This is a genomic window from Burkholderia sp. MSMB1826 (assembly GCF_001526325.1).
In the GTDB taxonomy this organism is placed as follows: domain Bacteria; phylum Pseudomonadota; class Gammaproteobacteria; order Burkholderiales; family Burkholderiaceae; genus Burkholderia.
Window position 1 is genome coordinate 42855 of sequence record NZ_LOYN01000060.1, and the last position, 22939, is coordinate 65793.

Genomic DNA, 22939 nt, shown 5'->3' on the forward strand with positions numbered 1-22939 from the left:
ACTAATTCCGGCTTCCGACCCGTATCCAGCCCGCACGATACCACTCGTGCAACAAAGCTGTCATCGACGGAACCCGGGATAGTGTTACAAACCGTTTCGCCTCCATCTGGCGTCGATTGGCCAATTCGGGCAGCCATTCATCGGCTTGCTCGAGCGGCCCCTCCTCGCCATTAATGAAGTACGAGCGCGCGTTATACATCAATGCAGCCCTTCTGTCGAGACGCACGCCACGGCGTGACGCTTGCGTGACGAACGCGGCCTCGGACAGCGGACGCTCGGGCGGGTCGAAAACGACGCTCGGTTTCGGCTCGCTCAGGTAGCAGCCGAGGAATTCGGCGACGTCGCGCTTGCGCCAGCGGATCGCGTCGACGATCTCGGCGACACGGTCAATCATGGCCGGCGGCAATTGCGCGGGCGCGTCGACGGCCGGCTGCTTCGGATCGCGGTAGAGGTCGTCGCCGCGCGCGTCGCGCAGGCCGCCGCGCTCCGCGAGGTAGTACAGGAACTGGGCGCCCAGCTCGCCGGCGGACGGGGCCCGGAAGCCGATCGAGCAAGTCATGCACTCGCCTTCGGCGACGCCGTCGTGCGCGATGTGCGGCGGCAGGTACAGCATGTCGCCGGGCTCCAGCACCCATTCGTCGCTCGGCTCGAAGTTTTCGAGAATCTTCAGCGGCACGTCCGGCTGCAGCGACAGATCCTTCTGCGCGCCGACCCGCCAGCGGCGCCGGCCTTCGACCTGCAGCAGGAATACGTCATATGAATCGAAGTGCGGGCCGACGCCGCCGCCGTCCGTCGCATACGAGATCATCAGATCGTCCAGCCGCGCGTCAGGGATGAAGCGGAAGCGGTCGAGCAGCGCGCGGGCCGCGTCGACGTGCAGATCGAGCCCCTGCACGAGCAAGGTCCAGGATTTGCGCGTGACCGCAGGCAGCGAGTCGGGCTCGAACGGACCGTGCGCCAGTTGCCACTTGTTACGAAAATGGGTGATCAATCGCGATTCCGCGTCATAGTCGGCGGCGAGCTCGAACAATGCGTCGCGCGTGACCGGCGACGCGACGCCGGGAATTGCCCGGCGGATCAGCAGCGGCTTTTTCTGCCAGTAGCCGCGCATGAATTGCGCCGGCGTGAGGCCGCCGAGCAGCGGCGTGGGAAGATCGGAGGGCGGCGCGCCGAGCGGGGCGGCAGCGGCATCCCGCGGTTCGGCTTGAGACCGGTTGCGCATCGTATAATGGGACTTGTACTTGGGAGAATTGGATGAAAATCGCAAAAAACACCGTCGTATCGGTCACTTACAAGCTGTCGGACGCACAGGGCAATCTGATCGAGGAAAGCGACGAGCCGATGGTCTATCTGCACGGCGGCTATGATGGCACGTTCCCCAAGATCGAGGAACAGCTCGACGGGCACGAGGCGGGCTACCAGGCGCAGATCCAGCTCGAGCCGGAGGACGCGTTCGGCGACTACGATCCCGAGCTCGTGAAGATCGAGCCGCGCGATCGTTTTCCCGAGCCGCTCGAAGTGGGCATGCAGTTCGAAGGCACGCCGGAAGACGCCGACGAGGAAGTCGACTCGCTGATCTATACGGTCACCGATATCGCCGAAGACAAGGTCGTGCTCGACGGCAATCACCCGCTGGCGGGCATGGCGCTGCGTTTCGCGCTGACCGTGAAGGACGTTCGCGAAGCCACCGAAGACGAAATCGAGCACGAGCACGCGCATGGCGCGGAAGGGCTCGAGATCGTCGACGAGGACGACGACGAGGACGGCGAAGCGCCGTCAGGGCGTACGCTGCACTGAGCTTGCCGGCAGGCCCGGCGCCGGCCCTGATGCGGCGGGCGGTGCCGGCCACGACGCGCCGCCCGGTGCGGCGCCCGGTGCGGCGCCGTCGCCCTGCAACGGCGGCGCGACCGACGACGCGTCGGGCAGCGCCGGCAGTGCGGGGATTTCCGGCATCTGCGGCAGCGGCACGTCGTCGCGCGGCACGAGCGGCAGCGTGGGCGGCACCGGCAGGTTCTTCGGCACCTCCTGCAGGCTCACGTTGAAGATCGTCTGTCGCGCCGGCGATACGGTCACCTTGACCCATTGATTCGCCGGATGGCGCGGTCCGATCGCGACGCGCGTCACGTTTCCTACCAGCTCACCGTCGTCGGCATGCAGCGGACGGTCGATCAGAAAGCCGTTCGCCAGCGGTTCGCCGCTCGCGTGCATCACCAGTATCGGGCCGCGGAACGTCGCCGCCGCCTTCACCAGCGTTCGTTTCAATTCACGGAAGCCGTCGCGCACGCGCGGCCGGTTGAAACGCAGCCACGCGAAGCGCTCCGAGCGTTCGTAGCGTTCGAACTGCGGATCGCCCTCGAAAATCACGACCATCGCGCGGGCTTCGCGCCGCTTCGCATATTCGGCGGCGTGGTCGATCCAGAAGCCGTTCGCGATGATGCGGTCCTCGAATTCGCCGTTGCGGCCGCCCGCCGTCAAATAATGATTGTTCGGCGCGGGCGCATTGAGTGCGACGTAGACGATGTCGTCGCGCATCCAGCGTGCGTTCTCGCGATATGGCCGGAACCGTGCGACTTCGCTTTCCCTCGTTATCTGCAGCGCACCGGGGTCGGGCAGCGCCGACTCGGCGAGCAGCGTCTGTCGCACGAAATCGAGCCGCTCGACCGGATCGTAGCCGCCGCCGGCCGCGGTGTTGCACGCGATCCAGTCGTCGTGGCCGGGAATGAACACGAGCGGCACGCGCGCAGAATCCAGGATCGCGCCGCGCTGCGAATACAGCGTGTCGCGGCATGCTTCCTTCGGGCCTTTGAGATCGCCCGCGTAGACCACGAACGCGAGATTGCGCTCGCGTGCGATCGCATCGAGCAGCCGCTGCGCGGCCGGTTCGTCCGCCGGCCCGTTGATGACGCCCGACACCACCGCGAACGAGTGGGGTGCGGCGCTGTGCTTGGGCGGCGCGGCCAGCGCGCCGGCCTGCGCCAGCGCAAGCAGTGTCGCGGCGAGCGCGGCGGCAGCGCGGGCCGGCAGGCCCCGCGGAATGCGCTTACGCGTGCCCGTCGGCATCGTACGACCGGACCAGCGTGCGCAATTCGTACAGCAGGTCGAGCGCCTCGCGCGGCTTGAGATCGTCGGGATCGATGTCGCGCAGCTTGTCGAGCGCCGGATGCGGCGCGGCGGGCAGCGCGGGCGCGTCCGCGCATTCGAGATCGTCGATGGCTGCCGGCGGCGCGCTGAAGAGATCGAGTTGCGGCGTGTGCTGGGATGCCGACTGCTGTTCGAGATACGCGAGGTGCTTGCGCGCGGCGCGGATCACGGGCGCCGGGACGCCCGCGAGCTGCGCGACCTGAAGGCCGTAGCTCTGGTTCGCCGGGCCTTCGTTGACCGCATGCAGGAATACGATCCCGTGGCCGTGTTCGACGGCCGACAGATGGACGTTGGCCGCCTGCGGGAATTCGGCCGGCAGTTGCGTCAGCTCGAAGTAGTGCGTCGCGAACAGCGTGTAGCACGCGTTGTGCGCCAGCAGGTGGCGTGCGATGGCCCAGGCGAGCGCGAGGCCGTCGAAGGTCGACGTGCCGCGGCCGATCTCGTCCATCAGCACGAGGCTTTGCGGCGTCGCGTCGTTGAGGATCGCCGCGGCTTCGGTCATCTCGACCATGAACGTCGAGCGGCCGCCCGCGAGATCGTCGGCCGCGCCGATGCGCGTGAAGATTCGGTCGATCGGGCCGAAGCACGCCGATTTCGCCGGCACGTAGCTGCCGACGTACGCCATCAGCGCGATCAGCGCGGTCTGCCGCATGAACGTGGACTTACCGCCCATGTTCGGCCCGGTGATCAGCAGCAGCTTGCGATCGGCGCCGAACCGGCAGTCGTTCGCGATGAACTGCTCGACCTGCGCTTCGACGACCGGATGGCGACCCTGTTCGATTTCAATGCCGATCTCGTCGGTGAAGGTCGGGGCGACCCAGTCGAGCGCACGCGCGCGTTCGGCGAAGGCGGCCAGCAGGTCGAGTTCGGCGAGGGCCGATGCGACGCGCTGGCACTCGGGGATGAACGGCAGCAGCGCCTGCAACACCGAGTCGTACAGCGCACGCTCGCGCGCCAACGCGCGCTCCTGTGCGGACAGCGCCTTGTCCTCGAAGGTTTTCAGTTCCGGCGTGATGTAGCGCTCGGCGTTCTTCAGCGTCTGGCGGCGGCGGTAATCGTCGGGCACCTTGTCGGTCTGGCCGCGCGTGACCTCGATGTAGAAGCCGTGCACCTTGTTGTATTCGACGCGCAGGTTCGCGATGCCGGTGCGCGCGCGCTCGCGCGCTTCGAGATCGATCAGGAACTGCCCGCAGTTCTCCGAAATGTCGCGCAGCTCGTCGAGCTCGGCATCGTAGCCGCGCGCGATCACGCCGCCGTCGCGCACCATCGCGGCCGGCTCGGTGGCGATCGCGCTCGTCAGCAGGTCGAGGCATTCGGCGGGCGGCGCGAGCGCCGCGTCGATGCGAGCGAGCGCATCCGCGTTCGCGACGATCGCGCTGATGCGCTCGCGCAGCGCCGGCAGCGCGGCGAACGTATCGCGCAGGCTCGACAGGTCGCGCGGACGCGCCGACAGCAGCGCGAGACGCCCGGTGATCCGTTCGACGTCGGCGATCTGGCGCAGCGCGCTGCGCAGCGCATCGAGGCTCGCGTTGGCTGGTGCATCGAGCAGCGCGCCGATCGCCTGTTGGCGCGACTGCGCGGCAACCGACGCGCGCGGCGGGTGATGCAGCCAGTGGCGCAGCAGGCGGCTGCCCATCGTCGTGCAGCAGGTGTCGAGCAGCGAATACAGCGTGGGCGACTCGGTGCCGCGCAGCGTCTCGGTGAGTTCGAGGTTGCGGCGCGTGGCCGGATCGAGACCGATGTATTCGGTTTCGTTCTCGACCTTCAGGCTGCGCACGTGCCGCAGTTGCTGGCCTTGTGTGGCCGCTGCGTAGAGCAGCAGCGCGCCGGCCGCGCCGCACGCGCTCGTCAGCGAATGCGCGCCGAAACCGTCGAGGCTCGCGACGTCGAGCTGGTCGCACAGGCGCTGCGTGCCCGACGCGATGTCGAAGTGCCAGGCCGGCACGCGCTTGCTTGCGCCCGCGCCGGCGGGAATGGCGTCGGTTGCACCGTCCGGCGTCAGGATTTCGGCCGGCCGGATGCGTTCGAGCGCGGCGGCAAGCTGCTCGGGCTCGATTTCGGCGAGCCGCAATGCGCCGCTCGCGAGGTTCAGCCACGCAAGGCCGATATTGACCGCGACGCCGCGCTTGTTGTGGCCGGTGCACATCGCGAGCAGGTAGACGTCGTTCTTGTCGGACAGCAGCGCGGCATCGGTCAGCGTGCCGGGTGTGACGACGCGTACGACCTTGCGCTCGACCGGCCCCTTCGACGTGGCCGGATCGCCGATCTGCTCGCAGATCGCGACCGATTCGCCCATCTTCACGAGCTTCGCGAGATACTGCTCGACCGCGTGATGCGGGACGCCGGCCATCTTGATCGGCGTGCCGGCCGACGCGCCGCGCTGCGTGAGGGTCAGGTCGAGCAGGCGCGCCGCTTTTTCCGCATCCTCGAAGAACAGCTCGTAGAAGTCGCCCATCCGGTAGAAGACGAGCGTGTCCGGATGATCGGCCTTGATGCGCAGGTACTGCTGCATCATCGGAGTGTGGCCGGCAAAGGCCTCGGGCGACAGCGTGGTCATAGGTCAGGCATGAAGTTGTTGCTTGGGTTGCCCGAGTTTACCAGTGGCTTCGACGTCCACGCGCGAAGTTCGCCGTTTGGCCAGGTGCAAGCGATGGCGAGCGGCAGCGGGCGATGCCTACTTGCTCTCGTCCAGCGCGTCGTTCCAGACCTTCGCGCCCCGCTCGTGCGAGGCAACGCCTTTGAAGAACGACTCGATGGCGGCGCGCATATCGAAGTCGTCACACTTGTCCCACAAGACGAGTTTGGGTTTGTGTACGCGGAAGTCGCCGGTGCTCTTCGGCGTGTATGCGACCGCAATGGCCGCCCTTGCCGACGGGAAAGCGTAGGACCGCGCTTCCAGAACGATCGCATCGAGCTTTTTGCCATCGGGAGTCGCGAGCCGGCCGTCGTACGCCAGTACGCCGTCGCTTGCGTTGGACGGATCGCAGTCGAGACGCTTTCGACCTTGCGCGACTGCCTCGGCTGCATCGTCGAACACCAGCCGCTCGATTTTCCGTTGACCGTCGTCGGTCTGAAATGCCGCGATGGGGGTAAGGCCATCTGCGTCGGAGACACACCAGACGGCATGAGCCGCAATAAAACCAGCGAGTTCGAAGGCGGTAAGCATGATAGTGGGGGCGGATAGGTCAGAGCCGAGCGCTCATATGACCGGGAAAGTTGCTTTCGACCGCACGAGTTTACCAGCGGTCCAAACGGGACCGCTCGCAGTTCGCCATTCGGTCGGTTGTCGGCGATGGCGATCGGCTGCCATGTGAGAGACGTGCCCACTCGACTGCCAGCCCACAAAGCAAAGCGTCCGACGTCGCCGGACCGCTCCCGCATCGCTGGATACCCCGCGCCACCAAACTGGCAAGATGGGTTCACCGGTGCCTACAATCAGACCAATGCGTGCGCCGATTCCGAAAGACTTTCCCCAACGCCCCGTATCGGCGACTCGATTTCGTCTCGCGGGCGCCGCCGCGTCGATTACCTTGGAGCAACAGGAGAACCCGATGATCAAAGTCAGTGTCATGTACCCGTACGCCGCAGGCGCGCGATTCGATCATGCTTACTATCGCGAGCGGCATATGCCGATGGTGAAACAGCGCCTCGGCGCCGCATGCCTGTACTACACGGTGGACAAGGGAATCGCCGGTGGCGCTCCAGGCATGGATCCCGTGTACGTGGCCAAGTGCGACTTCGTCTGTACTTCCTTCGAAGCTTTCCAGGCGGCCCGCGATCCGCATGCGCAGGAGATCATGGCCGACATTGCCAATTACACGGATATACGCCCCGTGCTGCAGATCAGCGAGGTGGTCGTGGAGCGTTCGGAAACCTGATCCAGGTTCCGATATCGTCAGGCATTGCATGCGCGCGCGACGTACGCGGCCTGGCCACGCCGCGCCTCGCCCCGCGGTGCCGATGTCCGGTTTCCGTCATGGCCACCGGTACGTCGCCTTGACCGGCCCTCATTTCGTCGGGGATGCAAGCCGGCGTATTGCGGGCGAGCGGGGAGAATCGGATCCGTCCGGAAACGCCATGACCTGCGAAACGTTTGGCAAACTGCGTCATCCGGCCCATCCGTCTTTCTGCTGGCCGATACGCTCGGGACTTACACCGATTCGCGTCGCAAAACTGAAACTTGGGCCCGTGTCGACGAGATCGGCGTGCTACGCTGAAACGTCGATGTATAAAAATACAATAGATTAACGGGGCACGAACATGAAGCAGGCCGTACAGGATGTCGGGGGAGCGTGCGCGCAAAGTACGCCGGTGTCGCCCATGACCGCGGTCGCGTGCAAGTCGGAGCGGATCGATCCGATCGAGCTTGGCGCTCGCGTGTCTTCGGTGACCGTGCTGGGCGCATTCGCTTATCTGATTTATATGCAGTGGCGATTGAACCCGAGCCGGATCACGCTGATCCTGCTGCTGGTTTCCGCGGGACTGACGGTCGGAATGTCGGCTTTCGCGAAACTGCCGAAGCGGCGCGACTGGCATCCCGTCGCGGTGATCGTGGCGCTGGGCGGTTCGTTCTACTGCCTTGCCTATCAGCTGAACGCCAGTACGCAACTGATTCCGGAATGGGCAGGCGGCGTCTGGCAAATTTCCGGGATTGCGTGGCAACTGTTCGCGAAGCTGTCGCTGGGGCGCTCGTTCGGTCTGCTGCCGGCGAATCGCGGGGTCGTTTCGACCGGGGCGTACCGGTTCATGCGTCATCCGATCTATGCCGGTTACCTGTTGTCCGAAATCGGCTTCCTGCTTGCGAATTTCAGTACCCGAAACCTGCTCACGATCGGCATCTGGATGCTGCTGCAGATCGCGCGAATCGTCATGGAGGAGCGGGTGTTGTCGGAAGACGCCGATTATCGTGCGTACAAGACGAAGGTGCGGTACCGGTTGATTCCGGGCGTGTTTTGACGGGAACACCGAAAGCGCACGACGGCCGGGCGCCGATCGCGCATGGGCGCGGCGGACACGCGAAAGCCGGCGCGCTCGGGTCACGGACCTTCGCGCGCCGGCCCCGTATCGCAGATCAGGACGCGTGCGCCGACGTCAGGCTGAGCGCCACTGCCTGCGCGACCTCGATCCCGTCGATCGCTGCCGAATAGATGCCGCCCGCATAGCCGGCGCCTTCGCCGGCCGGATACAGGCCTTCGACGTTCAAGCTCTGGTAGTCGTCCTTGCGCCGAATCCGGATCGGCGACGACGTGCGCGTTTCCACGCCGGTGAGCACGGCATCGTGCATCGCGAAGCCGGCGATCTTCTTGTCGATCTCGGGCAGCGCTTCGCGGATCGCTTCGATCGCGTAGTCCGGCAGCGCGGTGCTGAGATCGGTCGGATTCACGCCGGGCTTGTACGACGGTTCCACGGTGCCCAGCGACGTCGACGGCCGGCCCGCGATGAAATCGCCGACCAATTGGCCCGGCGCGCGGTAATCGCCGCCGCCGAGTTCGAATGCGCGTTCTTCCCATTTGCGCTGGAACGCGATGCCGGCGAGCGGACCGCCCGGATAGTCGTCCGGCGTGATGCCGACGACGATGCCCGCATTCGCATTGCGCTCGGCGCGGGAATACTGGCTCATCCCGTTGGTGACCACGCGGCCGGGCTCCGAGGTCGCGGCGACCACCGTGCCGCCCGGGCACATGCAGAAGCTGTAGACGGCGCGCCCGTTGCTTGCGTGGTGGACCACCTTGTAGTCGGCCGCGCCGAGCTGCTTGTGGCCCGCGAACTTGCCGAAGCGGCTGCGATCGATCAGCCCCTGCGGATGTTCGATGCGAAAACCGAGCGAGAACGGCTTGGCTTCGATGTAGACGCCGCGGTCGTGCAGCATCTGGAACGTGTCGCGCGCGCTGTGGCCCACGGCCAGCACCACGCGGTCGCACCGCAGCGTTTCCCCGTTCGACAGCTTGAGCGCGCGCACCTTGCCCTGGTCGATGTCGATGTCGTCGACGCGGGTTTCGAAACGCACTTCGCCGCCGAGTTCGTGGATCGACGCGCGCATTTTTTCCACCATGCTGACGAGTCGGAACGTGCCGATGTGCGGCCGGCTCAGATACAGGATGTCCTCGGGTGCGCCGGCCTTGACGAATTCGTCCAGCACCTTGCGGCCATAGTGGTTCGGATCCTTGATCTGGCTGTACAGCTTGCCGTCGGAGAACGTCCCCGCGCCGCCTTCGCCGAACTGCACGTTGGATTCGGGGTTGAGCACGCTCTTGCGCCACAGGCCGAAGGTGTCCTTGGTGCGCTCGCGCACGGCCTTGCCGCGTTCGAGAATGATGGGACGGAAGCCCATCTGCGCGAGGATCAGCCCCGCGAACAGCCCGCACGGCCCCATGCCGATGACGACCGGGCGCAGGAAATCGGCGTGCTCGGGCGCCTTCGTGACGAAGTGATACGTCATGTCGGGCGTCACGCCGCAATGCGGCTTGCCGGCGATGCGCTCGAGCGCGGCCGCCTCGTCGGCGACTTCGACGTCGACTATGTACGTGAGCTTGATGTCGGCGCGCTTGCGTGCGTCGTGCGCGCGGCGGAACACGGTGTAACGGAGCAGTCCGTCTGCCGCCACGCCGAGCTCCGCGAGGCGCGCGCGAATCGCGGCCTCGAGCGCGCTGTCGGGGTGGTCGAGAGGGAGTTTGATTTCGCTTAGCCGTAACATGGGGACTCGGATGCGATTGCCACGGCGCCGTGGCGGTGTTGATACAGGCGGGGCCGGCACGCCGGCGGCGTTGTTCGCCGTGCGGGCATGCCGGACGCAAACCATGCGCTGTCGTTGCCGGACGAGCGGTGCGAGCGGCGGTACGCCGACCCGCACGGGCAACGCGAGCAACTTCAGGATAGGCGCACGAAGCGACCCGTGTGCACGGAAGATTGTCCCGCACTTGGGGCGATCGGCGCGCCATCGTGACGATGCCGCGCGAGCGGTTTGCGCGAAAGCCGCGCCACGCGGGCGCGGCCCGGGCTCATTCCGCTGCCGGATGCACGCGGCTGTAGCGGTTCAGGATCGGGATCATCTGCGCGTAGATCTTCGGGTTCGCGGCGACGATCTCGTGGCGATGCAGGAAATCGGCGTCGCCCGTGTAGTTGCCGACGAGGCCGCCGGCCTCGGTGATCAGCAGGCTGCCTGCCGCCATGTCCCACACGTTGATGCCTTGCTCGAAGAACGCGTCGAGGCGGCCGGCCGCGACGTTCGCGAGGTCGAGCGCCGCCGCGCCCGGGCGGCGCAGGCCCGTGCAGGCCTGCGTCATCTCGGTGAAGAGGCGCGCGTAGGCGTCGAGGCCGTCCTTCTCGCGGAACGGGAAGCCCGTGCCGACCAGCGCGTCCGACAGGCGGTCGCGGCGGCCGACGCGGATGCGGCGGTCGTTCAGGTACGCGCCGCGGCCGCGGGTGGCCGTGAACAGGTCGTTCTTGTTCGGATCGTAGACGACGGCCTGCGTGACGACGCCCTTGTGCTCGAGCGCGATCGATACGCAGTAGTACGGGAAGCCGTGGATGAAGTTGGTCGTGCCGTCGAGCGGATCGATGATCCACTTGAATTCGGATTCGTTCTCCGATTCGCCCGATTCCTCCGCGAGGATCGCGTGGTCGGGGTAGGCGGTCTTCAGCGTCTCGATGATCGCGTCTTCGGCGGCCTTGTCCACTTCGGTGACGAAGTCGTTCTGTTGCTTCTTGCGGATCTCGATCAGGTCGAGATCGAGGGACGCGCGATTGATGATCTGTCCGGCGCGGCGCGCAGCCTTGACAGCAATATTGAGCATGGGATGCATGAGCCTGGATCCTGTAGCCGGCGGCACGGGCCGCCACGAAGTGGGACAACCGCCCGGCACGGCGCAAGCGTGCCGGGGCGAGGTGAGACGCGAATTGACAAAGAGCGGGGTACGACCCGCGCTGCGCGCAACGCAACGCGTAAAAGCATGATTTTACCCGATTTTCGGCGCTTTCAGGCGACCGGCATGCGGGGAAACCCCCACTGGCCGTCCGGACGAGTGGGTTTGCGGGAGCGATGGCGATACCATACGGCCATTCTGATGAACCGAGTCGTATCGTAGTGGAAACCTCGCAGAACCCCGCCGCGCCGTCCGAATCGGGCGCGGCCTCGTCCTCGCCGCCGACCGGCGGCTTCACGTCCACCCGTTTCGTGCTCGTCGAGCCGAGCCATCCCGGCAACGTCGGGGCGGCCGCCCGCGCGCTGAAGACGATGGGCTTCTCGCGCCTCGTGCTGGTCGCGCCGCGCGTGCCGCACGTGCAGCGCGACCCCGAGGCGATCGCGATGGCCAGCGGCGCGGACGACGTCCTGGCGTCCGCGCACGTCGTGCCGACGCTCGGTGAAGCGCTGTCCGGCGTTCACTGGTCGATCGCGCTGACTGCGCGCACGCGCGAATACGGACCGCCGCGCCTTGCGCCGCGCGCGGCCGCCGCGCAGGCGAGTGCGCAGGTCGGCGCGGGCGACATCGCGCTCGTGTTCGGCAACGAGCGCACCGGCCTTGCGAACGAGCATGTCGAGCAGTGCAGCGCGCTCGCGCACATTCCGGCCAACCCGGCCTACAGTTCGCTGAATCTCGCGCAGGCCGTGCAGGTGCTCGCGTACGAGTTGCGCGTCGCGTTTCTCGAGCAGGCGAGCGAGCCGTCGGCGCAGCCGCAGGCCGAAGCCGGCACGCTCGCGCAGAGCGACGAAATCGAGCGGATGTACGTGCACCTCGAGAACGCACTGATCGCGCTCGACTTCCTCGATCCGCGCAACCCGAAGAAGCTGATGCCGCGGCTGCGGCGCCTGTTCGCGCGCACGGGCCTCGAGCGCGAGGAGGTCAACATCCTGCGCGGTGTCGCGAAGCACATCCTGCTGAAATCGGGCAAGCCGGGCGGCGACGCGTAAGGGGCCCGCGCTCCGATTGTCAGGCGCGGGGGAGTTCGCCGATGAAGGCGGCGTGTGGCCGGACAGGCCATGCAGCGACCGACCGGCCACGCCGAACCCGCTGTTTCTCCCGATCGACCCTCCGCGGAAACCCCGCCGCAGCACGCGTACCGGCCGAATACCCGTGCCGGCCGCGGGGTGAACGCGCGGCCGCGTGCGGCCCGCCGCGACTGGCCCTACAATCGCCGGACGTCATAAGCAAATGACCCGGCGCGATAACGGCCGGCATTGCCGGCGATGCGCGCCGGCCTTTTCCCTGATCACATCATGTTCACGAGACTGCGCGAAGACATTGCAACGATTCGCGAGCGGGATCCCGCCGCTCGCAGTGCGTGGGAAGTGCTGACCTGTTATCCGGGGCTGCATGCGCTCGTGCTGCACCGTTTCGCGCATGCATGCTGGCGCGCGAAACGCTACTGGCTCGCGCGATTCGCGTCGCAGGCCGGTCGATTCCTGACCGGGATCGAGATCCACCCCGGCGCGACGATCGGCCGGCGCGTGTTCATCGATCACGGCATGGGCGTCGTGATCGGCGAGACGGCGATCGTCGGCGACGACTGCACGATCTATCAGGGCGTGACGCTGGGCGGCACGTCGCTCACGCGCGGCGCGAAACGCCATCCGACGCTCGAGGCCGGCGTGATCGTCGGTGCGGGCGCGAAGGTGCTCGGCGGGTTCACGGTCGGCGCGGGCGCGAAGATCGGCTCGAACGCGGTGGTCGTCAAGCCGGTGCCGGCGGGCGGTACGGCGGTCGGCAATCCGGCGCGCATCGTGATGCCGGCGCAGCCGAAGCCGCAACCCGAACGCGCGGCATTTTGCGCATACGGGATCACGCCGAACGCCGACGATCCGATGTCGCTCGCGATTCACGGGCTGATCGATCACGCGGCGAAGGAAAGCCGCCGCGTCGACGAGATCGTCGCGGCGCTCGAGCGGCTCGGCACGCATCTGGAAACGCTGCAGGGCGCCGACGCGGCGGGCCTCGACCTGCGCAGGCTGTCCGCGGTGCTGGAAGGCAGGACGGTCGAACGCCAGATGTAACGAACGGGAAGGGCGCCGACGGCGGCTGTCGGCGCGGCCGCGGCGGCGTCAGTCGAGCGGCATCGCGTGGATGCCTTCCGCATCGACGCACAGGTAGCCGCCGCGCGGCGTGCCGTGATCGAGATCCCAGTCGGGCAGCACCCAGCGGATTCCGCCCGGTTCCGCGTGGCGCGCGGGGCGGTGCGTGTGGCCGTGAATGATCACGCTCGCGCGGCTTTTCCGGAACAGCGCGGCCACGCCTTCCCGCGTGACGTCGTAGAGGGCCGAAGCAGGGCGCATGCGGCCCGCTTCGCTGGTCGAGCGCATCCGCTGCGCGAGCGCGCGGCGCCAGCGGAACGGCCACGCGAGAAACAGCCATTGCGCGACGCGGTTGCGCGCGAAGCGACGGAACATCTGGTAGCCGCGGTCAGCTGTGCATTGCGCGTCGCCGTGCGCGAGCACGATGCGCTGGCCGAACGCGACGATCAGCGAAGGGTCGGGCAGCAGCATCGCGCCGGCCGCCTTCATGAAGCGCCGGCCGAGCAGGAAATCGCGGTTGCCGTGCATCACGTAGAGCGCGATGCCGCGTTCCGAGAACGTGTGCATCAGCGCGGCCATGCGCGCGGCGAACGGATCGTCGTCGAGGATGTCGTCGCCGATCCAGTATTCGAACAGGTCGCCGAGGATGAACACCGAATCGGCGCTGTCGGCGGTGTATCTCACGAAATGCTCGAACGCGGCGACCGTCTTCGGAATCGCTTCGCTCAAGTGCAGATCGGAGAGAAACAGGAACGGGCGTGCGGCTTGCGCGTATTCGCGCTCGCCCGGCACGCCCGCGGAGACGCTTCGCGGCGGACTCTCCTGCAACATCGAAGTGCCTCCGTAACGACTGCGCGTCAGACCACCACGGCCTTTTCGATCACGACGTCGTCGGTCGGCACGTCCTGATGGAAGCCGGCGTTGCCCGTCTTGACGCCCTTGATCTTGTCGACCACGTCCTGGCCTTCGACGACCTTGCCGAACACAGCGTAGCCCCAGCCCTGCGGCGTCGGCGACGAGTGGTTCAGGAAGTCGTTGTCGTTCACGTTGATGAAGAACTGGGCGGTCGCCGAATGCGGATCGTTCGTGCGCGCCATCGCGATCGTGTAGTTGTCGTTCTTCAGGCCGTTGTTCGCTTCGTTGTCGATCGGCGCGTCGGTCGGCTTCTGCTTCAGGCCCGGCTCGAAGCCGCCGCCCTGGATCATGAAGCCGTTGATCACGCGATGGAACACGGTGCCGTCGTAATGGCCCTTCTTCACGTAGTTCAGGAAGTTCTCGACCGTCTTCGGTGCCTTCGCGGCGTCGAGTTCGAGCTTGATCACGCCGTGGTTCGTATGCAGTTCAACCATGATGAATTCCTTCGGTGAGGCGGTTTAAATGGCACGCGGCCGGTCGTGCGACGCGGCCGCGTGAGGCGCCGGACGTGCCGGCAGGTGCTTACTTCGAGACGATGCTCGCCGATTCGATCACGACCGGCTGGGCCGGCACGTCCTGCATCGGGCCGCGCGAGGTCGTCGCCACGCCTTCGATCTTCTTCACGACGTCGAGACCCGACACGACCTTGCCGAACACCGCATAGCCGTTGCCGTCCGGGTTCGGGTAGTCGAGGCCGCCGTTGTCGACCGTATTGATGAAGAACTGCGCGGTGGCCGAGTTCGGGTCGCTGGTGCGCGCCATCGCGATCGTGCCCGTCAGGTTCTTCAGACCATTGCGGCTCTCCAGCGGGATCGGCGCGCGGGTCGGCTTCTCCTCGAAGTTGGTCTTGTAGCCGCCGCCCTGGATCATGAAGCCCTTGATCACGCGATGGAAGATCGTGCCGTTGTACTGGCCGGACTTCACGTAATCGAGGAAGTTGGCGACGGATTTCGGCGCCTTCTCCGGATAGAGCTCGACGCGGATGTCGCCCTGCGAGGTCTTCAGCTGCACGACGGGGTGCGCGGTGGCCGTTTGCGCGAACGCGGGTGCGGTCGCGAGAAGGGCGGCGCCGCCAAGCGCCAGCAACAGACGTTTCATTGCGATCCTCAGGTTGGGAGGGGAAGGAAGGCCGCGCCGCTTATTTCGACGGCGCGACGTACGGCGCCGCCAGTGCGCCCGACGGACCGCTGAACTGGAACGTCGGCGACATCGGCAGCGTGGTGGTGCTCACGTTCGCGGCGGCGCGATCGGTGTAGTCGCGCGTGGTCGGCGTCGTCGCGCGGGCGTTCGGCGCGGCTTTCGACGGCGACACGATCTTCTGGAGATCGGCGAGGCGTTGCGCGGTCGCGCCGCTCGTGCGGCCGAGCGATTGCGCGCGCTTGTACGATTCGGCCGCGAGCCGCAGGTACAGATCGCCGAGGTTCTCGTACGCGAGCGAGTAGCTCGGGTTCGATTGCGTCGCGGTGACGAGCGCGGTGCGCGCTTCGTCGTAGCGGCCGTGCTTCGCGTAGAGCGCCGCGAGATTGTTGTACGGCTCGGGCAGTTCGGGGTACGCCTGCGTGATCGCGACGAACTGCTGGATCGCGTCGTCGTCGCGGTTCAGGCGGGCCAGCACGGTGCCGCGCTTGAACTGCGCCTGCACGTCGTGCGGGTTCGACGCGATGCGTGCGTCGAGCTGCGCGAGCGCCTGCTTCCACTGCTTGCCGGCGATCGACGCGTCGATTTCGGGGGTGCCGTCGGCGACCGCCGGGGCCTTTTGCGCATGCGCCGCGGGAGCCGCGAAAAGCGTCAGCGCGACGCCCATGACGGTGGTCGCAACGAGGGTCGCAGCGCTCGGCGCGCGGCCGCGATGAGGTTTCATAGGCGTAAATCGGAATGTTATACTCCGAGCCATTCTAACAAAACGTCTGCGCGTTCCGGCGAGCGTCAGACAGTCTTTCTCAGCCTCTCGTGGCCGTCACCGCTGTGCTTGCAGCCTGACCGCCCCATGTGATATCGAGGACGCGCGGCCTGGCGCCGCGGCAGATGGTCCGTCCGTTTCACATGCTGGGCGAGCTTCGCCAGGGCGGTTTCCTTCGGCTCACGGTTCATCTCTATGGAATCACTGCGCATCTACAACACGCTCGCGCGTGACAAGCAAGTTTTCGTGCCGCGCCAGTCCGGCGAAGTGCGGATGTACGTATGCGGGATCACCGTCTACGACTATTGTCACGTGGGCCACGCGCGCATGCTGGTCGTGTTCGACCTCGTCCAGCGCTGGTTGCGTGCGATCGGCTATCGGGTCACGTATGTGCGCAACATCACCGACATCGACGACAAGATCATCCGCCGCGCGGTCGAGAACGGCGAGACGATCAAGTCGCTGACCGACCGCTTCATCGGCGCGATGCACGAGGACGAAGCCGCGCTCGGCATCCAGCGGCCCGACATCGAGCCGCGCGCGACGCAGTTCATCCCGCAGATGCTCGGCATGATCGAGACGCTCGAGACGAACGGCTACGCGTACCAGGCGACCGACGGCGACGTCAATTACTCGGTGCGCAAGTTCACGAACTACGGGAAGCTGTCGGGCAAGTCGCTCGACGATCTGCGCGCGGGCGAGCGCGTCGCCGCGAACGACGCGAAGGAAGATCCGCTCGACTTCGTGCTGTGGAAGCGCGCGAAGCCGGAAGATCCGGAAGGCGCGTCGTGGGCGTCGAAGTACGGGATGGGGCGCCCGGGCTGGCACATCGAGTGCTCGGCGATGGGCTGCACGCTGCTCGGCAATCACTTCGACATCCACGGCGGCGGGCAGGATCTGCAATTCCCGCACCACGAGAACGAGATCGCGCAGAGCGAGGGCGCGACCGGCGAGACGTTCGTCAACTACTGGATGCACAACGGCTTCGTGCAGGTCGACAACGAGAAGATGTCGAAATCGCTCGGCAACTTCTTCACGATCCGCGAAGTGCTCGAGCGTTACGACGCGGAAGTCGTGCGCTTCTTCATCGTGCGTACGCACTACCGTTCGCCGCTCAATTACAGCGACGTGCACCTCGACGATGCGCGCGCGTCGCTCACGCGTCTGTACACCGCGCTGAAGGACGTCGACGCCGATACGCTCGCGCTCGACTGGAACGAGCCGCACGCGCAGCGTTTCGCGGCCGCGATGAACGACGATTTCAACACGCCGGTCGCGGTGGCGACGCTGTTCGAGCTGGCGGGCGAAGTCAACCGCACGCGCGATGCGTCGCTCGCGCGGCAACTGAAACAGCTGGCGGGCCTGCTCGGCCTGCTGGGCCGCGAACCGCGCGCGTTCCTGCAGCAGGCGTCGGGCGCCGCGCAGGCGGGCGGGCTCGCTGCCGACGAGATCGAAGCGAAGATCGCCGCGCGCGTCGCGGCGAAGCAAGCGAAGGACTATGCCGAAGCGGACCGGATCCGGGCGGAATTGCTCGACGCCGGCATCGCACTTGAAGACAAACCGGGCGGATCGACCGAATGGCGTCGCGTATGAGCGCGGTGCGTTCCACTGACCGATCCGTCAGGTAGGAGGCAAGATGGCAACGGCCAGAAAAGCGCCGGTGAGGCGCGCGACCCCGGTCGCCGCGCGTCCGGCAGCCAAGCGCGTACCGGCGACGAAGGCGGACGCGACGCGCGCCGTGCCGAACGGCGCGCTGAACGGTCATGCGCAGCCCGCGGCCGCGCCGCCGGCCGCCGACACGGCCCGCAAGACACGTGTGTCCGAAGCGGACGGCGAGGAGGTCGTCGTGCGTCCTGCCTATTGGGACAAGGCGTGCGCGGACCTCGTCAAGCGCGACCGGATCCTGAAGAAGCTGATTCCGAAGTTCGGCCCCGCGCATCTCGTGAAGCGCGGCGACCCGTTCGTCACGCTCGCGCGCTCGGTCGTCGGCCAGCAGATTTCGGTGCCGTCCGCCCAGTCGCTGTGGGCGCGCATCGAGGACGCCTGTCCGAAACTCGCGCCGCAACCGGTGATCCGGCTCGGCGCAGACAAGCTGATCGCATGCGGGCTGTCGAAGCGCAAGACGGAATACATCCTCGATCTCGCGCAGCATTTCGTGTCGGGGGCGCTGCACGTCGACAAATGGACGTCGATGGACGATGAGGACGTGATCGCGGAACTCACGCAGATCCGCGGCATCAGCCGCTGGACCGCCGAGATGTTCCTGATCTTCAACCTGTCGCGGCCGGACGTGCTGCCGCTCGACGACCCGGGCCTGATCCGTGCGATCAGCGTCAATTACTTCAGCGGGGAACCCGTCACGCGCAGCGAGGCGCGCGAGGTCGCGGCCAACTGGGAACCGTGGCGCACCGTCGCGACCTGGTACATGTGGCGCAGCCTCGATGCGCCCGACGCCGACGCCTGAGCGCCGGCTATCGGGTTTTAAACATCAATAGTTGAGAGCCGGTTTTGAGCGTCGCCCGCGCGGGTAGAATACGCGCTGCCGCAAGACCCAAGGATTCGAACACATGAAGACCACGTTTCTGGATTTCGAACAGCCGATCGCCGAACTCGAGGCCAAGATCGAAGAGCTGCGATTCGTGCAGGACGACTCGGCTGTCGATATTTCGGAAGAAATCGAGCGGCTGTCGAAGAAAAGCCAGCAACTGACGAAAGACCTCTACGCGAACCTGTCGCCGTGGCAGGTTTCGCAGATCGCGCGGCATCCGCAGCGTCCGTACACGCTCGATTACGTCGCGGAGCTGTTTACCGATTTTCACGAGCTGCATGGCGACCGCGCGTTCGCGGACGACCTGTCGATCGTCGGCGGTCTCGCACGCTTCGGCGGTCATCCGTGCATGGTGATCGGTCACCAGAAGGGCCGCGACACGAAGGAGCGCGCCGCGCGCAACTTCGGGATGCCGCGCCCGGAAGGCTATCGCAAGGCCGAACGCCTGATGCGTCTGGCCGAGAAGTTCGGGCTGCCGATCTTCACGTTCGTCGACACGCCGGGCGCGTACCCGGGCATCGGCGCGGAAGAGCGCGGCCAGTCGGAGGCGATCGGCCGCAACTTGTACGTGATGGCCGAGCTGAAGACGCCGATCATCACGACGGTGATCGGCGAGGGCGGCTCGGGCGGCGCGCTCGCGATCGCGGTGGCCGATACCGTGATGATGCTGCAGTTCTCGACCTACTCGGTGATCTCGCCGGAAGGCTGCGCGTCCATCCTGTGGAAGAGCGCCGCGAAGGCGCCGGAAGCGGCGGAAGCGCTGGGCCTGACCGCGCACCGCCTGAAGGCGCTCGGCCTGATCGACAAGATCGTCAACGAGCCGCTCGGCGGCGCGCATCGCGATCCGAAGGGCATGGCCGCGCTGCTGCGCCGTGCGCTGGCCGATTCGCTGCGCCAGTTCCAGGGCATGAGCATCGATGCGCTGCGCGAGCGCCGCTTCGAGCGCCTGATGGCCTACGGCAAGTTCAAGGAAACCACGCCCGGCGCATGACCGGCTGCGTATTCGATTCGCGCGCCGCTGCGCGCGCGTCCCGCTCGTGATCCCGCCCAACGAATTTTCCGCCGACCGTGTCGTATTCGACGCGGTCGGCGTTGCGCTTTCCGGCCTGCCGCCGGATGCGCGCATCGCGATCGCCTACAGCGGCGGCCTGGATTCGACGGTGCTGCTCGATGCGGCCGTGCGCGTCGCGGGCGCATCGCGCTGTGTCGCGCTGCACGTGCATCACGGCCTGAGCGCGAACGCCGATGCATGGGGCGCGCATGCCGAAGCGCAAGCGGCGCAGCTCGGTGTCGCATTCGAATCGATGCGCGTCGACGTGCCGCGCGACAGCGGGCTCGGTCTCGAGGCGACCGCGCGCGAGCGTCGCTACGCGGCGCTCGACGAGATGGGCGAGCGCCACGGCGTGGCGGCGTTGTGGCTCGCGCAACATGCGGACGACCAGGCGGAAACGGTGCTGCTGCAACTGTTGCGCGGGGCGGGAATCGCGGGGCTTGCCGCGATGGCGCCGCGTTATCGCCCCGACGGCACGCGCATCGAGCGTGTGCGTCCATTGCTGCGACTGTTGCGCGCACAACTCGAGCGCTATGCGGAGCAGCACGCGCTCGCGTGGATCGACGACGAATCGAACGGCGATACGCGCTATGCGCGCAATGCGCTGCGCATCGACGTGCTGCCGGCGCTGGCCGTGCATTTCCCGGGCTTTCGCGACGCGCTCGGTCGCGCGGCCCAGCATGCGGCGGCCGCTCAGCGGCTGCTCGACGATCTGGCCGAGCTGGATTTCGCCGTCGCCGCGCGCGACGACGGTCAGGCGCTGTCGCGCGATGCGCTGGTCGCGTTCGACGACACGCGAGGCGCGAACCTGCTGCGCTTCTGGATGCGTCGGCTCGGTTTGCCGGGCGCGTCGGCTGCCCGGCTGGCCAACATGATGCGGCAACTGCGCGCGGCGCGCGACGCGCATGCGCTGCGCGTCGATCATGCGGGGCAGTGCCTGCGGCTCTATCGCGATGTCGTCTACTGGGAAGCGGGCGACAGCAGCGAACCGGCCGACGACGGTACGGGGACGCCGCAACCGGAGGCGGCGCTCGCCTGGGACGGACAGGAAGTGTGGCGCCTGCCGGGATGGCGCGGCACGTTCGTGTTCGCGCCGGCCGACGCGGGCAGCGCGGACGCGGTGCCGGAGGCACTGCTGCGCGGCGCGCGACTGGCGGTGCGCACCCGGGCCGGCGGCGAACGGATGCGTACGTCGCCGGGCGGGCCGGGCCGGACGCTGAAGAATCTGTTCCAGGAGCGTGGCGTGCCGGCGTGGCAGCGCGACGTGCCGCTGCTGTTCGCGGGCGACCGACTGATCTACGTGCCGCGGCTGGGCGTCAATCGCGACATCGACGTGCCCGAGGACGCGGCGCCCGGCGCCCCCGCATGGCGCCGGATCGAATGGCGCCCGGACCTGCTGATCGCTTAGCGGCGGCGGGTTGCCGGCGGCGCGACGGCCGGCCCTTTTTCACCATTCGGTAAACAGCGCCGGAACGGCCGTCGACACGGCGCGCGGCTTGTCAAGCGGGCTTCTATCGGGTACGCTCGGTCGTTTGCTCGGCTCGATTTTTGAGCGTTTTGTGCAGGTTTTCCGCGTGACGTACCCGGTTTGCGCGGCCTGATCGGCCTTCCGGGCAAAATCCGTCACGCTTGCGTGTTGCGTCCCAGCCGTCCCCCTCGTCGTCCGTCCACAGCCACAAGCCGCGTGACCGAACGGCTCCGCGGCCTGCCCAGCGCGCCCGTGCGGTTTCTCCTCCAGTTCAGAACGACAATGGCACTCATCGTACACAAATACGGCGGCACTTCGATGGGCTCGGTCGAGCGCATCAAGAACGTCGCGAAACGCGTCGCAAAATGGCATCAGGCCGGGCACCAGATGGTGGTCGTGCCGTCGGCGATGTCCGGCGAAACCAACCGTCTGCTCGGTCTTGCGAAAGAGATTTCGAGCCAGCCGAGCCCGCGTGAGCTCGACATGATCGCGTCGACCGGCGAGCAGGTCAGCGTCGGCCTGCTGTCGATCGCGCTGCAGGAAATCGGCGTCGAGGCCGTGAGCTATGCCGGCTGGCAAGTGCCGATCAAGACCGACAGCGCATTCACGAAAGCACGCATTCACTCGATCGACGACGAGCGCGTGAAGGACGATCTGAACGCGGGCAAGGTCGTGATCATCACGGGCTTCCAGGGCGTCGACCCGGACGGTCACATCACGACGCTCGGCCGTGGCGGCTCGGACACGTCGGCGGTGGCGGTGGCGGCCGCGCTGGGTGCCGAGGAGTGCCTGATCTATACCGACGTCGACGGCGTCTACACGACCGATCCGCGTGTCGTCGAAGAGGCGCGCCGCCTCGATCGCGTCACGTTCGAGGAGATGCTGGAAATGGCGAGCCTCGGCTCGAAGGTCCTGCAGATCCGCTCGGTCGAATTCGCCGGCAAATACCAGGTGAAGACGCGTGTGCTGTCGAGCCTGACCGATCCGCTGATTGCGCTCGACGAAGAAATGCGCTCGGGCACCCTGATTACTTTTGAAGAAGACGAGACCATGGAAAAGGCAGTCATTTCCGGCATCGCGTTCCAGCGCGACGAAGCACGCATTGCGGTGATGGGCGTGCCCGACAAGCCGGGTATCGCATATCAGATCCTCGGCCCGGTGGCCGATGCGAACGTCGACGTCGACATGATCATTCAGAACCAGAGCGTCGAAGGCAAGACCGACTTCACGTTCACGGTCGGCCGCGGCGACTACCAGAAGGCAATGGACATCCTCACCAACCAGGTGCAGGGCCATGTGAGCGCCGAGCGCGTGCAGGGCGACCCGAAGGTGTCGAAGGTGTCGGTCGTCGGCGTCGGCATGCGTTCGCACGTGGGCGTCGCGAGCAAGATGTTCCGCACGCTGTCGGAAGAGGGCATCAACATCCAGATGATCTCGACGTCCGAAATCAAGATTTCGGTGCTGATCGACGAGAAATACATGGAGCTGGCCGTCCGCGCGCTGCACAAGGTATTCGAACTCGACCAGGCATCGTGAATTTTTCGTGATGCATTGAAGAAAATGCATCACGGAAATTGACGTACGGTTCGAAACCCTTTATTATCTCGTTCTCGTCGCACTGCCTCCCTGGTGCGAGCGAAAGTTTGGGAGACGTGGCCGAGAGGTCGAAGGCACTCCCCTGCTAAGGGAGCATCTGGGCCAAAACCTGGATCGAGGGTTCGAATCCCTCCGTCTCCGCCAAAAGCGGTGACAAAGCCCCGCAAGTTCTCGGACTTGCGGGGCTTTTTCTTTGTGCGCCCAGCATGGGCGCACTCCTGCGAGTGAAAGTCTCGCCATGAGTTGATCACGGCGAATGAAGCGAAGCGCAACTGCGTGAGGGTGACCGAGCGTGGAGAGGAAGCGTGGAGCGT

At 66.5% G+C, this 22939-nt stretch carries 20 protein-coding genes, 1 tRNA gene and 1 pseudogene; 11 read left to right on the top strand and 11 right to left on the bottom strand.

The window, feature by feature from the left end; all coding sequences use genetic code 11:
* Nucleotide 1: 1 nt before the first annotated feature.
* Nucleotides 2-1222 (bottom strand): cupin domain-containing protein, encoded by a 1221-nt coding sequence (locus WS95_RS32290; RefSeq protein ID WP_059828288.1) that lies wholly within the window; start codon nt 1220-1222, stop codon nt 2-4.
* A gap of 32 nt (nt 1223-1254) precedes the next feature.
* On the opposite strand from WS95_RS32290, the gene WS95_RS32295 reads away from it, so the two are divergent.
* Nucleotides 1255-1797 (top strand): FKBP-type peptidyl-prolyl cis-trans isomerase, encoded by a 543-nt coding sequence (locus WS95_RS32295; protein WP_034207726.1) that lies wholly within the window; start codon nt 1255-1257, stop codon nt 1795-1797.
* Here the strand turns inward: WS95_RS32295 and WS95_RS32300 are convergent.
* The 3 genes from WS95_RS32300 to WS95_RS32310 form a co-directional block, all read right to left on the bottom strand.
* Nucleotides 1777-3060, bottom strand: a complete 1284-nt coding sequence (locus WS95_RS32300; RefSeq protein ID WP_179950250.1) for a hypothetical protein — start codon at nt 3058-3060, stop codon at nt 1777-1779. The two genes, WS95_RS32295 and WS95_RS32300, sit on opposite strands and share 21 nt — an antisense overlap.
* A complete protein-coding gene (mutS, locus tag WS95_RS32305) occupies nt 3041-5698 on the bottom strand; it encodes a DNA mismatch repair protein MutS (protein WP_059828290.1) in 2658 nt (885 codons plus the stop codon). Before mutS ends, WS95_RS32300 begins: the two co-directional genes overlap by 20 nt.
* Before the next feature lie 117 nt (nt 5699-5815).
* Complete coding sequence (locus WS95_RS32310) at nt 5816-6307, bottom strand: hypothetical protein (RefSeq protein ID WP_059782930.1); 492 nt, start codon at nt 6305-6307, stop codon at nt 5816-5818.
* A 385-nt stretch (nt 6308-6692) separates the two neighbouring features.
* Here WS95_RS32310 and WS95_RS32315 point away from each other — a divergent pair, with 385 nt between their 5' ends.
* Together WS95_RS32315 and WS95_RS32320 are read left to right on the top strand one after the other, a co-directional pair.
* Nucleotides 6693-7019, top strand: a complete 327-nt coding sequence (locus WS95_RS32315; protein ID WP_034207723.1) for an EthD family reductase — start codon at nt 6693-6695, stop codon at nt 7017-7019.
* Nucleotides 7020-7461: 442 nt separating this feature from the next.
* Nucleotides 7462-8097, top strand: coding sequence for a methyltransferase family protein (locus WS95_RS32320; RefSeq protein ID WP_059828292.1), 636 nt, complete (start codon nt 7462-7464; stop codon nt 8095-8097).
* A 115-nt stretch (nt 8098-8212) separates the two neighbouring features.
* Here the strand turns inward: WS95_RS32320 and WS95_RS32325 are convergent, their stop codons facing one another.
* Nucleotides 8213-9835 carry an NAD(P)/FAD-dependent oxidoreductase gene (locus WS95_RS32325; RefSeq protein ID WP_059782927.1) on the bottom strand — a complete coding sequence of 541 codons (1623 nt, stop codon included), beginning with the start codon at nt 9833-9835 and terminating at the stop codon, nt 8213-8215.
* A gap of 304 nt (nt 9836-10139) precedes the next feature.
* A complete protein-coding gene (locus tag WS95_RS32330; protein ID WP_059608913.1) occupies nt 10140-10943 on the bottom strand; it encodes an inositol monophosphatase family protein in 804 nt (267 codons plus the stop codon).
* 281 nt (nt 10944-11224) lie between these two features.
* On the opposite strand from WS95_RS32330, the gene WS95_RS32335 reads away from it, so the two are divergent.
* Nucleotides 11225-12049 (top strand): RNA methyltransferase, encoded by an 825-nt coding sequence (locus WS95_RS32335; protein ID WP_059782922.1) that lies wholly within the window; start codon nt 11225-11227, stop codon nt 12047-12049.
* A gap of 306 nt (nt 12050-12355) precedes the next feature.
* On the top strand, nt 12356-13129 hold the full coding sequence (gene cysE, locus WS95_RS32340; RefSeq protein WP_034207718.1) for a serine O-acetyltransferase: 774 nt from the start codon (nt 12356-12358) through the stop codon (nt 13127-13129).
* Nucleotides 13130-13177: 48 nt separating this feature from the next.
* Here cysE and WS95_RS32345 read toward each other — a convergent pair whose 3' ends face one another.
* The 4 genes from WS95_RS32345 to WS95_RS32360 all read right to left on the bottom strand — a co-directional run bounded on the left by WS95_RS32345 (nt 13178) and on the right by WS95_RS32360 (nt 15923).
* The gene (locus tag WS95_RS32345) at nt 13178-13978 is read right to left on the bottom strand and encodes a UDP-2,3-diacylglucosamine diphosphatase (protein ID WP_059828294.1); all 801 of its coding nucleotides are present in this window, start codon (nt 13976-13978) and stop codon (nt 13178-13180) included.
* Between the two features lie 26 nt (nt 13979-14004).
* Nucleotides 14005-14496, bottom strand: a complete 492-nt coding sequence (locus tag WS95_RS32350) for a peptidylprolyl isomerase (protein WP_006483987.1) — start codon at nt 14494-14496, stop codon at nt 14005-14007.
* A gap of 88 nt (nt 14497-14584) precedes the next feature.
* Complete coding sequence (locus WS95_RS32355; RefSeq protein WP_034207716.1) at nt 14585-15160, bottom strand: peptidylprolyl isomerase; 576 nt, start codon at nt 15158-15160, stop codon at nt 14585-14587.
* A 40-nt stretch (nt 15161-15200) separates the two neighbouring features.
* Nucleotides 15201-15923: a tetratricopeptide repeat protein gene (locus tag WS95_RS32360; RefSeq protein WP_060259468.1), complete on the bottom strand. Its 723-nt coding sequence runs from the start codon at nt 15921-15923 to the stop codon at nt 15201-15203.
* A 234-nt stretch (nt 15924-16157) separates the two neighbouring features.
* Here WS95_RS32360 and cysS point away from each other — a divergent pair, with 234 nt between their 5' ends.
* From cysS to tilS, 4 genes are all read left to right on the top strand, one after another.
* Nucleotides 16158-17555: a cysteine--tRNA ligase gene (gene cysS, locus WS95_RS32365; protein WP_034207714.1), complete on the top strand. Its 1398-nt coding sequence runs from the start codon at nt 16158-16160 to the stop codon at nt 17553-17555.
* Between the two features lie 43 nt (nt 17556-17598).
* Nucleotides 17599-18426 carry a DNA-3-methyladenine glycosylase family protein gene (locus tag WS95_RS32370; RefSeq protein WP_034207713.1) on the top strand — a complete coding sequence of 276 codons (828 nt, stop codon included), beginning with the start codon at nt 17599-17601 and terminating at the stop codon, nt 18424-18426.
* Between the two features lie 103 nt (nt 18427-18529).
* Nucleotides 18530-19501: an acetyl-CoA carboxylase carboxyltransferase subunit alpha gene (locus tag WS95_RS32375; RefSeq protein ID WP_034207712.1), complete on the top strand. Its 972-nt coding sequence runs from the start codon at nt 18530-18532 to the stop codon at nt 19499-19501.
* A 46-nt stretch (nt 19502-19547) separates the two neighbouring features.
* Nucleotides 19548-20969: a tRNA lysidine(34) synthetase TilS gene (gene tilS, locus WS95_RS32380; protein ID WP_059828296.1), complete on the top strand. Its 1422-nt coding sequence runs from the start codon at nt 19548-19550 to the stop codon at nt 20967-20969.
* 122 nt (nt 20970-21091) lie between these two features.
* On the opposite strand, the pseudogene WS95_RS36215 reads toward tilS, so the two are convergent.
* Nucleotides 21092-21329: pseudogene (locus tag WS95_RS36215) on the bottom strand (hypothetical protein); the annotation flags it as partial.
* On the opposite strand from WS95_RS36215, the gene WS95_RS32385 reads away from it, so the two are divergent.
* Nucleotides 21312-22565 carry an aspartate kinase gene (locus tag WS95_RS32385; protein ID WP_011549493.1) on the top strand — a complete coding sequence of 418 codons (1254 nt, stop codon included), beginning with the start codon at nt 21312-21314 and terminating at the stop codon, nt 22563-22565. The pseudogene WS95_RS36215 and the gene WS95_RS32385 overlap by 18 nt on opposite strands.
* Before the next feature lie 110 nt (nt 22566-22675).
* A tRNA-Ser gene (locus tag WS95_RS32390) sits at nt 22676-22769 on the top strand.
* Nucleotides 22770-22939: the final 170 nt, after the last annotated feature.

Bases quoted from the DNA above. Each gene is read 5' to 3' on its own strand.
- mutS (WP_059828290.1), bottom strand. From the start codon at position 5,698: ATGACCACGCTGTCGCCCGAGGCCTTTGCCGGCCACACTCCGATGATG.
- cysE (WP_034207718.1), top strand. From the start codon at position 12,356: ATGTTCACGAGACTGCGCGAAGACATTGCAACGATTCGCGAGCGGGAT.
- WS95_RS32355 (WP_034207716.1), bottom strand. From the start codon at position 15,160: ATGAAACGTCTGTTGCTGGCGCTTGGCGGCGCCGCCCTTCTCGCGACC.
- WS95_RS32295 (WP_034207726.1), top strand. From the start codon at position 1,255: ATGAAAATCGCAAAAAACACCGTCGTATCGGTCACTTACAAGCTGTCG.
- WS95_RS32325 (WP_059782927.1), bottom strand. From the start codon at position 9,835: ATGTTACGGCTAAGCGAAATCAAACTCCCTCTCGACCACCCCGACAGC.
- WS95_RS32350 (WP_006483987.1), bottom strand. From the start codon at position 14,496: ATGGTTGAACTGCATACGAACCACGGCGTGATCAAGCTCGAACTCGAC.
- WS95_RS32300 (WP_179950250.1), bottom strand. From the start codon at position 3,060: ATGCCGACGGGCACGCGTAAGCGCATTCCGCGGGGCCTGCCGGCCCGC.
- WS95_RS32315 (WP_034207723.1), top strand. From the start codon at position 6,693: ATGATCAAAGTCAGTGTCATGTACCCGTACGCCGCAGGCGCGCGATTC.
- WS95_RS32345 (WP_059828294.1), bottom strand. From the start codon at position 13,978: ATGTTGCAGGAGAGTCCGCCGCGAAGCGTCTCCGCGGGCGTGCCGGGC.
- WS95_RS32370 (WP_034207713.1), top strand. From the start codon at position 17,599: ATGGCAACGGCCAGAAAAGCGCCGGTGAGGCGCGCGACCCCGGTCGCC.
- WS95_RS32385 (WP_011549493.1), top strand. From the start codon at position 21,312: ATGGCACTCATCGTACACAAATACGGCGGCACTTCGATGGGCTCGGTC.
- WS95_RS32330 (WP_059608913.1), bottom strand. From the start codon at position 10,943: ATGCATCCCATGCTCAATATTGCTGTCAAGGCTGCGCGCCGCGCCGGA.
- WS95_RS32360 (WP_060259468.1), bottom strand. From the start codon at position 15,923: ATGAAACCTCATCGCGGCCGCGCGCCGAGCGCTGCGACCCTCGTTGCG.
- cysS (WP_034207714.1), top strand. From the start codon at position 16,158: ATGGAATCACTGCGCATCTACAACACGCTCGCGCGTGACAAGCAAGTT.
- WS95_RS32320 (WP_059828292.1), top strand. From the start codon at position 7,462: ATGACCGCGGTCGCGTGCAAGTCGGAGCGGATCGATCCGATCGAGCTT.
- WS95_RS32290 (WP_059828288.1), bottom strand. From the start codon at position 1,222: ATGCGCAACCGGTCTCAAGCCGAACCGCGGGATGCCGCTGCCGCCCCG.
- WS95_RS32310 (WP_059782930.1), bottom strand. From the start codon at position 6,307: ATGCTTACCGCCTTCGAACTCGCTGGTTTTATTGCGGCTCATGCCGTC.
- WS95_RS32375 (WP_034207712.1), top strand. From the start codon at position 18,530: ATGAAGACCACGTTTCTGGATTTCGAACAGCCGATCGCCGAACTCGAG.